The sequence below is a fragment of the Paracoccus albicereus genome, from assembly GCF_024359525.1.
GTDB classification, from domain to species: Bacteria; Pseudomonadota; Alphaproteobacteria; order Rhodobacterales; family Rhodobacteraceae; genus Paracoccus; species Paracoccus albicereus.
The window spans coordinates 18,783-32,176 of the sequence record NZ_JAKZEU010000006.1; the positions used below are offsets into that span (position 1 = coordinate 18,783).

13 protein-coding genes are annotated in these 13,394 nt (G+C 65.2%); 7 read left to right on the plus strand and 6 right to left on the minus strand.

Annotated elements, in window-relative coordinates:
* Both MLD63_RS15390 and MLD63_RS15395 read right to left on the minus strand, forming a co-directional pair.
* Nucleotides 1-966, minus strand: a complete 966-nt coding sequence (locus MLD63_RS15390) for an alpha/beta hydrolase (protein ID WP_255330803.1) — start codon at nucleotides 964-966, stop codon at nucleotides 1-3.
* Complete coding sequence (locus MLD63_RS15395) at nucleotides 963-1,715, minus strand: alpha/beta fold hydrolase (RefSeq protein WP_255330804.1); 753 nt, start codon at nucleotides 1,713-1,715, stop codon at nucleotides 963-965. Before MLD63_RS15395 ends, MLD63_RS15390 begins: the two co-directional genes overlap by 4 nt.
* An 83-nt stretch (nucleotides 1,716-1,798) precedes the next feature.
* Here MLD63_RS15395 and MLD63_RS15400 point away from each other — a divergent pair, with 83 nt between their 5' ends.
* From MLD63_RS15400 to MLD63_RS15425, 6 genes are all read left to right on the plus strand, one after another.
* Nucleotides 1,799-2,467 (plus strand): DUF4082 domain-containing protein, encoded by a 669-nt coding sequence (locus MLD63_RS15400; RefSeq protein WP_255330805.1) that lies wholly within the window; start codon nucleotides 1,799-1,801, stop codon nucleotides 2,465-2,467.
* 121 nt (nucleotides 2,468-2,588) lie between these two features.
* Nucleotides 2,589-4,538, plus strand: coding sequence for a threonine--tRNA ligase (thrS, locus tag MLD63_RS15405; protein ID WP_255330806.1), 1,950 nt, complete (start codon nucleotides 2,589-2,591; stop codon nucleotides 4,536-4,538).
* A 198-nt stretch (nucleotides 4,539-4,736) separates the two neighbouring features.
* Nucleotides 4,737-4,943, plus strand: coding sequence for a cold-shock protein (locus tag MLD63_RS15410; RefSeq protein WP_255330807.1), 207 nt, complete (start codon nucleotides 4,737-4,739; stop codon nucleotides 4,941-4,943).
* A gap of 101 nt (nucleotides 4,944-5,044) precedes the next feature.
* Nucleotides 5,045-6,508: a class I adenylate-forming enzyme family protein gene (locus tag MLD63_RS15415; protein ID WP_255330808.1), complete on the plus strand. Its 1,464-nt coding sequence runs from the start codon at nucleotides 5,045-5,047 to the stop codon at nucleotides 6,506-6,508.
* Nucleotides 6,505-7,149, plus strand: coding sequence for a DsbA family oxidoreductase (locus tag MLD63_RS15420; RefSeq protein ID WP_255330809.1), 645 nt, complete (start codon nucleotides 6,505-6,507; stop codon nucleotides 7,147-7,149). The genes MLD63_RS15415 and MLD63_RS15420 overlap by 4 nt, the downstream gene beginning before the upstream one ends.
* A 53-nt stretch (nucleotides 7,150-7,202) precedes the next feature.
* Entirely contained in the window at nucleotides 7,203-8,414 is a 1,212-nt protein-coding gene (locus tag MLD63_RS15425) for a multidrug effflux MFS transporter (protein ID WP_255330810.1), read from the plus strand.
* Here MLD63_RS15425 and MLD63_RS15430 read toward each other — a convergent pair.
* The 4 genes from MLD63_RS15430 to MLD63_RS15445 all read right to left on the minus strand — a co-directional run bounded on the left by MLD63_RS15430 (nucleotide 8,411) and on the right by MLD63_RS15445 (nucleotide 12,064).
* Nucleotides 8,411-8,977 (minus strand): AAA family ATPase, encoded by a 567-nt coding sequence (locus MLD63_RS15430; protein ID WP_255330945.1) that lies wholly within the window; start codon nucleotides 8,975-8,977, stop codon nucleotides 8,411-8,413. The genes MLD63_RS15425 and MLD63_RS15430 overlap by 4 nt on opposite strands.
* Nucleotides 8,978-9,063: 86 nt before the next feature.
* Complete coding sequence (locus MLD63_RS15435) at nucleotides 9,064-9,837, minus strand: ATP-binding cassette domain-containing protein (protein WP_255330811.1); 774 nt, start codon at nucleotides 9,835-9,837, stop codon at nucleotides 9,064-9,066.
* Complete coding sequence (locus MLD63_RS15440) at nucleotides 9,834-10,910, minus strand: ABC transporter permease (protein WP_255330812.1); 1,077 nt, start codon at nucleotides 10,908-10,910, stop codon at nucleotides 9,834-9,836. The genes MLD63_RS15435 and MLD63_RS15440 overlap by 4 nt, the downstream gene beginning before the upstream one ends.
* Before the next feature lie 119 nt (nucleotides 10,911-11,029).
* Nucleotides 11,030-12,064 carry a sugar ABC transporter substrate-binding protein gene (locus MLD63_RS15445; protein WP_255330813.1) on the minus strand — a complete coding sequence of 345 codons (1,035 nt, stop codon included), beginning with the start codon at nucleotides 12,062-12,064 and terminating at the stop codon, nucleotides 11,030-11,032.
* 120 nt (nucleotides 12,065-12,184) lie between these two features.
* On the opposite strand from MLD63_RS15445, the gene MLD63_RS15450 reads away from it, so the two are divergent.
* On the plus strand, nucleotides 12,185-13,270 hold the full coding sequence (locus MLD63_RS15450) for an ROK family transcriptional regulator (RefSeq protein ID WP_255330814.1): 1,086 nt from the start codon (nucleotides 12,185-12,187) through the stop codon (nucleotides 13,268-13,270).
* Nucleotides 13,271-13,394: the final 124 nt, after the last annotated feature.

Genomic DNA, 13,394 nt, shown 5'->3' on the forward strand with positions numbered 1-13,394 from the left:
TCAACGCAGCGCGGTCGTCACCCAATCGACGATCGCGCGCGTAACCTCTTCGTTCAAACTCGGCGACAGGATGTCCCCGGCAACGACATGAGCAAAGGGGTCGTCCTCGGGACCGGGATAGACCGCATGCAGGGTCACAGCTCCCCCCCAACCCTCCAACTTCTGCAATGCTGCGTTCGGATCGACGACCTGGTCGCGATCCGACCAGATCGTCAGCACAGGCTGGTCCGCTTCGGCGTAGTCGCCTTGCGACGCGTGCGCGACCAGTGCTGCCATGGGCAGCGCCGATACGGTCGGATAGCAGCTGGTCCAGGCCGCTCCATGCGCGTCGTTCAGCACCTGAAAGCAGCGCTCGCGCCCGGCGAGCAACGGCACCCAAAGTCGCGCGAAGGGCCAGGTCAGCATTCCGGCGGCAGGGTTTCGGACCCTAAAGTTTGGTGAAATCATCACCACCCCGGCGATCTGCTCTTTCTGATCAGGATCACGCGCTGCCTCGGCCGCGAGCGTCGCACCTGTGGACGTGCCGATCAGCACCACCTGTCGCCCCAGCTTCCGCGCAACTGCTATCGCTTCGGCGGTATCGCGCCACCAGTCGGCGACGCTTGCAGTCGCCATCGCAGCGCCGTCCTGCCCCTGCCCGGTCAGCCGCGCAAGGTAAAGGTTCGCGCCAAGTGTCCGGGCCACATCCTGCGGCACGGGTGCGATTTCCTGTGCGCTGGCCGAAAAGCCGTGCAGATAGACAAGCGCGATATCGGTGGGCTGCCCCACCGTTTCGGCCCAGACGATCCGGCGTTCCGCGCCCGGGCGAACGTCCGTCTCCGTCGATGCGGCCCAGTCATCCAGCGCCTCGACCCCGGGAACATCGACGGCCACTGGCCCCAGCACGGCAGGCTCACGCGGGCCGAAGAACCAGACCAGAGCGACACCGATGACGATTGCGCCAAGGACCGCCAGCATGCGTTTCATCGCCGCGCGCGGTGCAGGACATCCTCAATGCTGGCCTCGATCAAGCCAAGACATTCCGGGGTCGAAAACCGATGATCGGCGCCCTTGACCAATATCAGGCGCAGATCGTCGCCTTCGGCATGCTCCAGCAGTCGCATCGCCCAATCGACCGGCACGTCCGCATCCGCAGCCCCCTGCAGGAACCGGACCGGAAACGGCAGAGGCAGGGGATGGTTCAGCACCAGATGCTCGCGCCCATCCTCGATCAGCCGACGGGTGATGACATACGGCTCATCGCCATAATCGCTGGGCAGTTCGATCCGCCCCCTATTCAGAATGGTCGCGCGATCGGCGTCGCTGAAGCCCTCCCAGAAGCCGTTTTCGGTAAAGTCCGGCGCCGCCGCGATGGTGACCAGACCCGCGACGCGTTCGGGAATCGCGCGCGCCAGCAGCAGCGCGATCCACCCGCCCATGGATGAGCCCACCAGAACCTGCGGCCCCTCGGTCAGACCTTCAACAGCAGCGGCCGCGTCGGCGAGCCAATCGCCGATGCAACCGTCTTCGAACGCGCCCGAACTCTGGCCATGGCCGGAATAGTCGAACCGCAAAAAGGCGCGGCCTTGGGCCTTGGCCCAGGTCTCCAGATGCAGGGCCTTCGTCCCGTCCATGTCGGACTTGAACCCGCCCAGAAACACGATCCCCGGCCCCGTGCCGTTACTCTTGTTGTAGGCGAGGTCGCGCCCTTGCGGCGTCATCAACCGGTCTGCCATGATGAGCTTTCTTCCTGGATGTCACGAGAGCGTCGCACCTTCCGTGCATAGCGACGGCATCACATGTCTTCAACGAGGTCATCATGGTCATCCCCCGTATCCGCCCGCTTGCCGCTGCCGCCTTCTGTGTCGCGATGTCCCTTGCCGGTACCGGTGCAAGCGCCGCGACAAGCCCCGCCGTCACCCTGAACAACACGCCGGCGACCGTCGTCGAGACGCAGGATTTCAGCGTTGGCTACCGGTTCGAAGCGCTTGAAAACCTCAACGTCACGGCGCTTGGCGCCTATGATGCGGGGCTGGACGGCTTCGCGGGCCGCGCGGAACTGGGCCTGTTTTCGCTGTCGGGGACGCTGCTGGCCTCGGCCACGATCACCGGCGCGCAAGGGACGCTTGTCAGCCAGTTCCGCTATGCGAACCTGCTTTCGCCGGTGTCCATCAGCAAAGGCACCGAATACGTGCTCGGCGCCTGGTTCAGCGAACGCAACGGCATCTTCAATTCGAACTACGGCGCGCAGGAGGGCGGGCGGGTCAGCCTGACCAGCGACGTCATCAGGCTGCTGCGCAACCGCGATCTGCCGAATACCGGACAGCTGGTCTTCCCGTCGCGCGAGCCGTCGAATTCGCATCTGGGGACGTTCGGGCCCAACATGCTGGCGGAAATCGCGCCCGTCCCGGTTCCAGCAGCGGGTCTGCTTCTGCTGGGCGGCATCGGGACACTGGCTGCGATGCGGCGCAGAACGCGCCGCACGTGATCCGCAAATTCTGGTCCTTACAGGCGGCCGCCCGTTGACACGGGCGGCCGCTTTGCGCATGTCGCCAGTCACATACCCGCAACCGGGCGTTCCGTGGGCGCCGAACCGACGAGGAGCCGATATGGCCGACCAGATCTCCCTCACCTTTCCCGATGGCAATGCGCGCGACTATCCTGCCGGCGTGACGGCGGCGGAGGTCGCGGAAAGCATCGCGCCAAGCCTCGCCAAGCGTGCGATCTCGGCCAGCCTTGACGGGCGGCACATTGACCTCGCCTGGCCGATCGAGACGGGCGGCGCGATCGCCATCAACACGATGAAGGACGACGGCCCCGCGCTGGAATTGATCCGCCACGATTTCGCCCATGTGATGGCGCGGGCCGTGCAGGCGCTGTGGCCCGACACGAAGGTCACGATCGGCCCGGTCCGCGATCAGGGCTGGTTCTACGATTTCGACCGCACCGAACCGTTCACGCCCGAGGATCTCGGCTCGATCGAGGCCGAGATGAAGCGCATCATCGCGGCCCGCGACGACGTGCGCACCGAAGTCTGGGATCGCGACCGCGCCGTTGCCTATTACGAACAGCGCGGCGAGCCGTTCAAGGTCGAGTTGATCGACCGGATTCCGGGTGACGAGCCGCTGCGTATGTACTGGCACGGCGACTGGCAGGACCTCTGCCGCGGCCCGCATCTGCAATCGACCGGGCAATTGCCGGCCGACGCCTTCAAGCTGACCCATGTCGCGGGCGCCTACTGGCTGGGCGATGCCAGCCGCCCGATGCTGCAGCGCATCTACGGCGTCGCCTTCCGCAACCGCGACGACCTGAAGGCTCATCTGACGATGCTGGAAGAGGCCGCCAAGCGCGACCACCGCAAGCTGGGCCGCGAGATGGACCTGTTCCACATGCAGGAAGAGGCGCCGGGCCAGGTGTTCTGGCATCCGAACGGCTGGGCGATCTACACGACGCTGCAGGATTACATGCGCCGCCGCCAGCGCGCGGGCGGTTATGTCGAGGTCAACACGCCCCAGGTCGTGAACCGCAAATTGTGGGAAGAATCCGGCCACTGGGAGAATTACCAGCACCACATGTTCATCGTCGAGGTGGACGAGGAACACGCCAAGCAGAAGACGATCAACGCGCTGAAGCCGATGAATTGCCCCTGCCACGTGCAGATCTTCAATGTCGGCCTGAAATCCTACCGCGACCTGCCGCTGCGCATGGCCGAATTCGGGTCGTGCAACCGCTACGAACCGTCGGGCGCCCTGCACGGGATCATGCGGGTGCGCGGTTTCACGCAGGACGATGCGCATATTTTCTGCACCGAGGACCAGATCGAGGCCGAGACGAAGCGCTTCATCGAGTTCCTGTCGGCCGTCTATCGCGATCTGGGATTCGAAAGCTTTCGCGTGAAATTCGCGACGCGGCCCGAAGAACGCGCCGGCAGCGACGAAGTTTGGGACAAAGCGGAATCGGCGCTGATGTCGGCCACGCGCGCCGCCGGGATCGAGCCCGAGGTGAATCCCGGTGAAGGCGCCTTCTACGGACCCAAGCTGGAATTCGTGCTGACGGATGCGATCGGGCGCGACTGGCAATGCGGCACGCATCAAGTCGACTTCGTCCTGCCGGAACGGCTGGACGCCAGCTATATCGGCGAAGATGGCGCCAAGCACCGCCCGGTCATGCTGCACCGCGCGACCCTGGGCAGCTTCGAGCGCTTCATCGGCATCCTGATCGAGAACTTTGCAGGCAAGTTGCCGCTGTGGCTGGCGCCGCGCCAGGTCGTCGTCGCCTCGATCGTCTCGGACGCCGATGATTATGTCCACAAGGTCGTCGCAGCGCTGCAACAAGCGGGCTTGCGCGCGGAAGCAGATACGCGCAATGAGAAGATCAACTACAAGGTGCGCGAACATTCGGTCGGAAAAGTGCCGGTGATCCTTGCAATCGGGATGAAAGAGGTCGAGAATCGATCTGTCTCGATGCGCCGGCTGGACCGGCAAGGAAGCGAGACCATCGACCTTGATACGGCGATCAGCCAGCTTTCGGCCGAGGCATTGCCGCCCGACCTGCGCTGAAAGTCGCCTATGGGCGCCCTGAAGTGGTGCGCGAACTCGCCGTCGGCGGGATTCCTCTTGCGTTTCTTAACGAATCGTTCATCTTTTCGTGCGTGAGCCCTTTCTACCGCCTCCCTCTATCGGGGCAGCCGGACGACCAAGACAAAGGCTGCACGGCCCGCGGCAATCCAGCCCGGGAGACTGATAAGGAGAATGGTCATGGCGACCGGAACGGTGAAATGGTTCAATTCCACCAAGGGCTACGGGTTCATCGCACCCGATGACGGGGGCAAGGACGTGTTCGTCCACATCTCCGCCGTCGAGCGTGCCGGCCTGACCGGCCTGCAGGACAATCAGAAGGTCAGCTACGAGCTGCAGGCGGGCCGCGACGGCCGCTCCTCGGCCAGCGACCTGCAGCTGCTCTGAAGGCAACCGCCTCGGAACACTGGAATTGACGCGCGCATCCGCGCGAGCAAACCATCGACGGCCCGTTTGCGCGGGCCGTTTTTCTTTGCGATGAAGCCTGCATGAATCTAGCCGAACATGTGCTGCGCGCAGGCGCTAAGACACCGGACAAGACGGCGCTTGCAGTCATCGGTCCGGCCCGGGCGGAGCGCTGGTCCTACGGACGCTTGCAAGCTGCGATCCTCGGCGCCGCAACAGGGCTGACCCGCGCGGGACTGCAACCCGGTGACCGCATTCTGCTGCGGCTGGGCAACCGTCCGTCGTTTCCGATTGCCTATCTTGGCGCGATCGCGGCCGGGATCGTCCCGGTCCCGACCTCGGCAATGCTGACAGAGCGCGAGACGACCAAGATCGCGGCCGAAATCCAGCCTGCGATGATCGTGGCCGGCCCGGGCATACCTCTTCCCGACGATCCGGCCCCGGTGCTCGACGAAGCCGCACTGGCGGGTTTCGCCGACCTTCCGCCGGCAGAATACGATCAGGGTGACCCCGAGCGTCTGGCCTATATCGTCTACACCTCGGGCTCATCGGGTCAGCCACGTGCGGTGATGCATGCGCATCGCGCGATTCGCGCTCGGCGGCTGATGTTCGACGGCTGGTACGACCTGCGACCCGACGACCGGCTGTTGCATGCGGGCGCGTTCAACTGGACGTTCACGCTGGGCACCGGACTGATGGATCCGTGGACCATCGGCGCGACGGCCCTGATCCCCGAGGAAGGCACGGCGATCGAGCAGATCCCGCTTCTGGCCGCGCGCCACGGTGCGACGATGCTGGCAGGCGCGCCCGGCGTGTTCCGCCGGATGCTGCGGGCCGGCTGGTCACCCATCAAGACGCTGCGCCATGGACTGACCGCCGGTGAAAGGCTTGACCCCGGCCTGCGCCAAGCCTGGCGTGAGCGGACCGGCACCGACCTCCACGAAGCGATGGGGATGTCGGAATGCTCGACTTTCCTGTCCGGCTCACCCGCACATCCGGCGCCGGACGGTAGCGCCGGCTTTGCGCAGACCGGGAGGCACGTCGCGGTCCTGGGTGACGACGGCCCCTTGCCTGCAGGCCAGACCGGTGCGCTGGCGATCCGACGCGACGATCCCGGCCTGTTTCTAGGCTATCTGGGCCAACCCGATGAAACGGCCGCGCGATTTCGTGGTGACTGGTTTCTGACCGGCGATCAGGCCGTGGCGGATGGCGACGGCGCGGTCACCCTGCTCGGCCGCGCGGACGACATCATGAATGCCGGTGGCTTCCGCGTCGCCCCGCCCGAGATCGAAGAGCTGCTGGCCACCGCCCCGGACGCCGGTGATGTTGCCGTGGCCGAGATCGCTGTCGGTCCGGGCAGCAGCATCATCGCCGCCTTCTGGACCGGCTCGGCCGAGGCAGGCTCGTTGCGCGCGCTGGCAGAACGCGGTCTTGCCCGCTACAAGCAGCCGCGCGACTACATCCGCGTGGACAGCCTGCCGCGCACGCCGACCGGCAAGATCAATCGCCGCGCCCTGCGCGAGGCGCACAGCAAGGACCGGATATGACCCAGCAACCCGTCACGCTCGACATCGTCTCGGACCCCGTCTGCCCGTGGTGTCTGATCGGCAAGGCCGAACTCGAGGCAGCGCTAGCCGCCCGTCCGGACCATCCATTCACGATCGCATGGCATCCGTTTCAGCTGAACCCGGACATGCCGGCCGAGGGGATGGATCGCGGTGACTACCTGCGCGCTAAGTTCGGGGACGGTGCCAGCGGCATGGATCAGCAGATCGCCGAGCGTGCGGCAGCGCTTGGGCTGACCCTGGCCCCGGTCGTGCGCCAGCCGAACACGTTCGATGCGCACCGGGTCATTCACTGGGCCGGCGTCGAGCATCGGCAGGGACCGGTGGTCGATGCCATCATGCGCGCCCACTGGCAGGAAAGCCGCGACATCGGCGACGCCTCGACGCTGGCGGACATCGCCGGCGAGGCGGCGATGGACCGCGAGATGATCGCGCGACTTCTGGCCTCGGACGCGGATCGCGACACGATCGCCGCACGCGAGACGCATTCGCGCGAACGCGGCATCAGTGCGGTGCCAACCTTCATCATCGGCAACCGCCACGCCGTCCCGGGCGCGCAGCCCGCAACGCTGTGGGCGCAGGTCATCAAGGACCTGACGGGTGAGGCGCCTGGCCGGGCTTGAACATCCCGCGCGGCGGGTCTAGGGGCCGGGGGTAATCGAAAGGCTCTGCCGCGATGTCCCCCATCGACCATTCCCCTGTCCGGCGCCTGCCGCTGCCGGAATTCATCGGCATGCTGGCGTTCCTTTTCGCCACCCTCGCCTTCTCCATCGACGCGATGCTTCCGGCCCTGCCCGAAATCGCTCAGGCGCTGACCCCCGACAACGTGAATCGCGCCCAGCTGATCCTGACCAGCTTTGTTGGCGGCATGGGCGTCGGCACGCTGATTGCGGGACCGTTGTCGGACGCGATGGGACGAAAGCGGACGATCACGCTGGGTTTCGCAATCTACATCGCAGCGGCCATCGCCGCGATGTTCGCCAACTCACTGGAATTCCTTCTGATCGCCCGCTTCGTACAGGGGCTGGGCGCCGCCGGGCCACGGATCGTGGGACTGGCCCTGGTTCGCGATCTCTACGCGGGGCGAGAGATGGCGCGGATCACCAGCTTCGTGATGATGATCTTCATCCTCGTTCCGGCGATGGCACCGTCGGTGGGCGCGGTCATCATCGACGCGTTCGGCTGGCACGGGGTCTTCGCCGCATTTGTCCTTTTCGCGCTTGGCGGTGCGACATGGCTGAACCTGCGCCAGGCCGAGACGCTTCCGCCAGAACGGCGTCGTCCGTTGCGCATCGCGACCCTGCGCGCCGCCGCGATCGAGGTGCTGAGCGACCGGCAGGTCATGCTGGCGACAATCGTGATGACGCTGGGCTACGCGCAGATGTTCGGCCTGCTGAGTTCCGCTCAGCAACTTTTCGGGGAAGCCTACGGCAGGGGCGACGAGTTTCCGTTGTGGTTCGCGGCGATGGCGTTGCTGTCGGGCATCGGCACGATCTTCAACGCGACCTTCGTGATCCGCTTCGGCATGCGTCGAATCGCCAAGGCGGCCTATATCATGCAGACCTGCGTCTCGGCGGTGATGCTGATCCTGCTGCTGACCGATGCGGTGCCAGCGCCGCTGCGTTTTCCGGTGTTCTTCTTCTGGGTCACCAGCGTGTTCTTCATGGCGGGCGTCACCTTCGGCAACCTGAACGCGCTGGCGCTGCAGACCATGGGACATATCGCCGGGATGGCAGCCTCGATCGTGTCGGCGGTCGCGACTATTCTGTCGGTGCTGATCGCGGCACCGATCGGGCTGTTCTATAACGGCACCGCCATCCCTGCGGCGACGGCGACCCTGATCTGTTCAGCCTTGGCTTGGCGCCTGATGCGACGGCTCAGCGACTAGCCCCGCAACACGATGTCGGCCGGTCGCGACCCGCCCGCGACCAGCGCCGCGTTCGCAAGGTCGTTCTTCAGATGGCTCGCAATCGCCTCCGCTTCCTTGCCATAGCTTTGCCAACGCGCCGTGAGCCTTGCGGCCAGAACCGGTTGAGGCCGGTCCAGAAACAGCGTCAGGTTGTATCGGGCAGCGGTCCACGGTGCCCGGTTCAGCAGCAGGTAATTGCCCTCCACGACCACGAGCGGCGTGTCGCGGGCAATCACACCGGCACCTGCAACCGCCAGATCACGGGCGCGGTCGAAAATCGGAAAGACGACCTCGCCACCCTGTGCCAAGCGCTGCACCAAGGTCACGAACCCCTCGGCGTCGAAGGTCTCTGGGGCACCCTTCCGCGCGCGCAGACCGCGCGCATCAAGGATCGCATTATCCAGGTGGAAGCCGTCCATCGGCAGCAGCACCGCCCCAGGAATTCGCGCGACCAGCGCCTCGGCCAAGGTCGATTTGCCCGATCCAGGCGCGCCTGCCAGCGCGACAACCGCGCGCGAGGGCAATGCGGAAAGGTGCGACAGAAGCCGCGCCCCTTCATCCGTCTTGAAATATTCTGCGGGGAGTCCGGAGGAGGGGGGGCGGTGCCCCCCTACCCCGTTATCCTGGTTCACGCCATTGCCTCTTCCGGGACCTTGGCGCCGGTCATGAAGGCGACCGCGTCCGACATCGAGTAATCCGAAGGCCGGATCACCGAGAGCCGCCGGCCCAGCCGGTGGATATGGATGCGGTCGGCGATCTCGAACACATGCGGCATGTTGTGGCTGATCAGGATGATCGGAATGCCACGCGACTTCACGTCCCGGATCAGGTCCAGCACGCGACGGCTTTCCTTGACACCCAGCGCCGCCGTCGGCTCGTCGAGGATCACGACCTTCGACCCGAAGGCCGCCGCCCGCGCCACCGCGACGCCCTGACGCTGGCCGCCCGACAGCGTTTCCACCGCCTGATTGATGTTCTGGATCGTCATCAGCCCCAGTTCGTTCAGCTTCGCGCGGGCAAACTTTTCCATCGCCGGACGGTCGAGCTGGCGCAGATACTTGCCCATGAAGCCCGGTTTGCGCAGCTCTCGTCCCATGAACATGTTGTCCGCGATCGACAGGGCGGGCGACATCGCCAGCGTCTGGTAGACGCATTCGATACCATGCGCTCGCGCGTCCAGCGGCGTGTCGAACTGGACCTTCCTGCCTTCCAGCGTGATCTCGCCCTCATCGGGCTGGACCGCGCCGGACAACGCCTTGATCAGGCTCGACTTGCCGGCACCATTGTCCCCGATAACGGCCAGGATTTCGCCCGGCATTAGGTCGAAGTCGCAATGGTCGAGCGCGGTGACCTTGCCGTAGCGCTTGACGAGATTGCGGGCGTAAAGGATGGGTTCGCTCATGACGACACCTTTCTGATCCACTGGTCCACGGCGACGGCGAAGATGATCAGCACGCCGATGAGGAAGAACGTCCATTGCGGGTCGGTCCCGACCAGGCGCAGGCCCATCTCGAACACGCCGACGATCAACGCGCCGAAGAACATGCCGATGATCGAACCGCGTCCGCCGAAAAGCGAGATGCCCCCGATGACGACGGCGGTGATCGACTGGATATTGCCCAGCTGCCCGGTCGACGCGGTGGGCGAGACGGAACCGAAGCGCCCGATCATCACCCATCCGGCAATGGCGCAGAACAACCCGGCCAGCGTATAGACCTGCAGCACCATGCGCTTTGTCTGGACGCCGGCCAGCTGGGCCGCCTCGGCATCATCGCCAACCGCGTAGACGTGGCGGCCCCACGCGGTCTGGCGAAGGACATAGGACATGACCGCGACCAGCGCGATCATCAGGAACACGGCGTAAAGCACCTTGACCCCACCGGGCTCGATCGAGAGGCCCCAGAACTGCAGGGCGGGCGCCTGCTCGCCGATCTCGCGCGAGCGGATCGTCTCGTTCTGCGAAAAGATGAAGTTGGCGGCCAGATAGATCTGCCAGGTGCCCAGCGTGACAATGAAGGGCGGCAGCTTGAGGCGCGAGATCAGCAACCCGTTGATCGCACCCATCGCGGCCCCGGCCGCAAGGCCAAGCGCGATCGCGGCCGGTGCCGGAATGCCAAATCGGAAGGTCAGCTGGCCCATCAGCACCGATGAAAACACAGCGATCGCACCGACCGACAGGTCGATGCCTGCGGTCAGGATCACCAGTGTCTGCGCACAGCCGATGATGCCCACGATGGCGATCTGCTGCAGGATCGTCGACATGGTCGTGGCGCGGAAGAAATTGTCGGACAGCAGAGCGAAGACGATCACCGATGCGATCAGGACGATCATCGGGACCGCCGACGGCGTCTGGTGCAGCCAGTGCTGAAGTTTCTTCAGCGGCCCTTCGGTCGCATGGAATTCGGCGACGTTCTCGGCCGCGCCCTGGAGCCCGTCCTCGAAATTCGTGCCGACAGGCTGCTTCTCGTTCGCCATCTCGGCGCCTCCCTTTTTAGGAATGCGGCGGGCCGACCGCGCTTGGGCCCTTGGCGAAACGGGCGGCGCGATGGCCGCCCGATCCGATATCCGCGCTCAGCGCGCGGCGTCTTGCGGGATCAGCCCCAGCAGAGTTCCAGCCCCTCGGCGGACGAGATCGACTCGACGCCGTCGACGGGCTCGTCGGTGATCAACCGCACACCGGTGTCGAAGAAGTCCTTGCCTTCGGTCGGCGCCGGCTTGGTGCCGTCAGCGGCAAAGGTCGCGATCGCCTCGATCCCCAGCGAGGCCATGTCCAGCGGGTATTGCTGGCTGGTCGCGCCGATGATGCCGTCCGCAACGTTCTGAACGCCGGGACAGCCGCCGTCGACCGACACGATGGTCACGTCATTCTCGCGGCCAACGGCCTTCAGCGCCTCATAGGCACCGGCGGCAGCGGGTTCGTTGATCGTGTAGACCAGATTGACGTCGGGGTCCTGCGCCAGCAGAGCCTCCATTGCGGTCAGGCCGCCTTCCTCGTTGCCGGCGGTGACCTCGTTGCCGACGATCCGGGGGTCTTCCTCGTCGCCCCACTTGTTCTCGTCGCCAAGCTCGATCCCGAAGCCCGACAGGAAGCCCTGGTCGCGCAGAACGTCGACCGAAGGCTGCGAGATGGCCAGATCCAGCATCGCGATCTTGGCGTTGGCGGCTTCGTCACCCATCTTGGCGGCGGCCCACTGGCCGATCAGCTCGCCGGCCTTGAAGTTGTCGGTGGCGAAGGTGGCGTCGGCCGCATCAATCGGGTCAAGCGGCGTGTCAAGCGCGATGACAAGGATGCCCGCATCGCGTGCTTCCTGCACCGAATCGACGATTGCCGCGGTGTCGGACGCAGTGATCAGGATGCCCTGAGCGCCGTCGGCGATGCAGGCTTCGATTGCCGCGACCTGCGCCTCGTTGTCGCCATCGACCTGACCCGCATACGATTTCAGCTCGACGCCCAGTTCTTCGGCTTTGGCCTGCGCACCTTCCTTCATCTTCACGAAGAAGGGGTTGGTGTCGGTCTTGGTGATCAGACAGGCCTTCACAGGCTCCTGCGCCTGCGCGGCACCCGCCGCCAGCGCCAGAACAGATGCGGCGATCGACAAGCGGAAAGCCGACTTCACGGTGTTCTTCATGGGTGATTCCTCCACAGCAAGGGCCCCCGCCCTTCATGCGCCTAAAATGCACCAGCTTTGCCACTTGTCAATAAGTCAGTTTGGTGGATTAATATAGGCAGAAGGAAGGAGGCCGTCGCGATGATCCTGCCGGAGCTTAGCCATAACGAGCGGCTGCTGCTGTCGATGATCCGTAAGGAACCGCTGCCGCGCATGGCGCTGGCACGGTTGATGGGGCTTTCCGCCCAAGCCTTGACCAATATATCAAGACGCTTGATCGATCTTGGGTTGCTGACCGAAGGTGAGGCGGTGAGGGGCAAGGTCGGTCAGCCGCGCACCCCGCTGGCACCGGCACCCGACGGGGCACTTTTCCTGGGACTCAAACTAGGCCGACGATTGATGGAGCTTGCGCTGATCGATTTCGCTGGCCGGATCCGGGTTCATCGCCAAGAGGTGCAGCCCCACCCCGAGCCCGACCGCATCATCGCCTTTGCCCGCCACGGCTTCGAATCGATCACCGCCGGTCTTCCCGACGGATTGCGTGACCGCATCGCCGGGCTGGGCATCGCAGCGCCGTTTCGCTTGTGGGACTGGGGTCGCGAATTCGCCGGATGGCGCGACCGCGACATCTGCGCCGAACTGGCGGCGGAGCTTCCGTTTCCGGTCTTACTGGAAAACGATGCCTCCTCGGCCTGCGCAGGCGAACTGGTATTTGGCCGATCCGATCTGCCCGCAGACTTTCTTTACCTTTATGTCGCGCATTACGCGGGCGGCGGCCTGGTTCTGGACGACCGATTGCGGCTTGGGCCCAAGCGCAACGCGGGTGCCGCAGGCTCTATGCCGTTGCCGGGTGGCGGGCAACTTCTGGACGTGGCGTCGGTGGACACGCTCGAATCGACGCTGGGCCGTGCGCTACCGCCTGATGATTCCGGCTGGGACGTCCCGTCCACGCTTCTCGACGCGTGGATCTCGGATGCCGGCAAGGCGCTGGCCTTCGCGGGCTTTGCGGCGACGACGATCTGCGATCTGGATGCGGTGGTGATCGACGGTGCCGTCCCGACCGCGATCCGAAGCCGGATCGTCGCCGCGACGCAGAATGCGATGGCCGACCTGCCGCAAGCCGGTGTCGATCCGCCGGCCATCGTCGAAGGCAGTCTGGGCCGCAGCGCGCGCATCCTCGGCGCGGCGGCCTTGCCGCTTGCGCAGGGGTTTTTGCCGGAAGGTTGACAGCGCCGGAATCACGTCTATAAGCGCAGCCTTCATTGGTGTTGGCGGCCCCCGCAAGGGGATGCCTGTCGGGTCGACCGAATGATCGGGAACCAAAGGACAACGCCCTTTTGACATGACAAAA

Coding starts and splice junctions, on each gene's coding strand:
- MLD63_RS15450 (WP_255330814.1), top strand. CDS start 12,185: ATGATCCTGCCGGAGCTTAGCCATAACGAGCGGCTGCTGCTGTCGATG.
- thrS (WP_255330806.1), top strand. CDS start 2,589: ATGGCCGACCAGATCTCCCTCACCTTTCCCGATGGCAATGCGCGCGAC.
- MLD63_RS15440 (WP_255330812.1), bottom strand. CDS start 10,910: ATGGCGAACGAGAAGCAGCCTGTCGGCACGAATTTCGAGGACGGGCTC.
- MLD63_RS15420 (WP_255330809.1), top strand. CDS start 6,505: ATGACCCAGCAACCCGTCACGCTCGACATCGTCTCGGACCCCGTCTGC.
- MLD63_RS15445 (WP_255330813.1), bottom strand. CDS start 12,064: ATGAAGAACACCGTGAAGTCGGCTTTCCGCTTGTCGATCGCCGCATCT.
- MLD63_RS15435 (WP_255330811.1), bottom strand. CDS start 9,837: ATGAGCGAACCCATCCTTTACGCCCGCAATCTCGTCAAGCGCTACGGC.
- MLD63_RS15410 (WP_255330807.1), top strand. CDS start 4,737: ATGGCGACCGGAACGGTGAAATGGTTCAATTCCACCAAGGGCTACGGG.
- MLD63_RS15395 (WP_255330804.1), bottom strand. CDS start 1,715: ATGGCAGACCGGTTGATGACGCCGCAAGGGCGCGACCTCGCCTACAAC.
- MLD63_RS15425 (WP_255330810.1), top strand. CDS start 7,203: ATGTCCCCCATCGACCATTCCCCTGTCCGGCGCCTGCCGCTGCCGGAA.
- MLD63_RS15390 (WP_255330803.1), bottom strand. CDS start 966: ATGAAACGCATGCTGGCGGTCCTTGGCGCAATCGTCATCGGTGTCGCT.
- MLD63_RS15400 (WP_255330805.1), top strand. CDS start 1,799: ATGGTCATCCCCCGTATCCGCCCGCTTGCCGCTGCCGCCTTCTGTGTC.
- MLD63_RS15415 (WP_255330808.1), top strand. CDS start 5,045: ATGAATCTAGCCGAACATGTGCTGCGCGCAGGCGCTAAGACACCGGAC.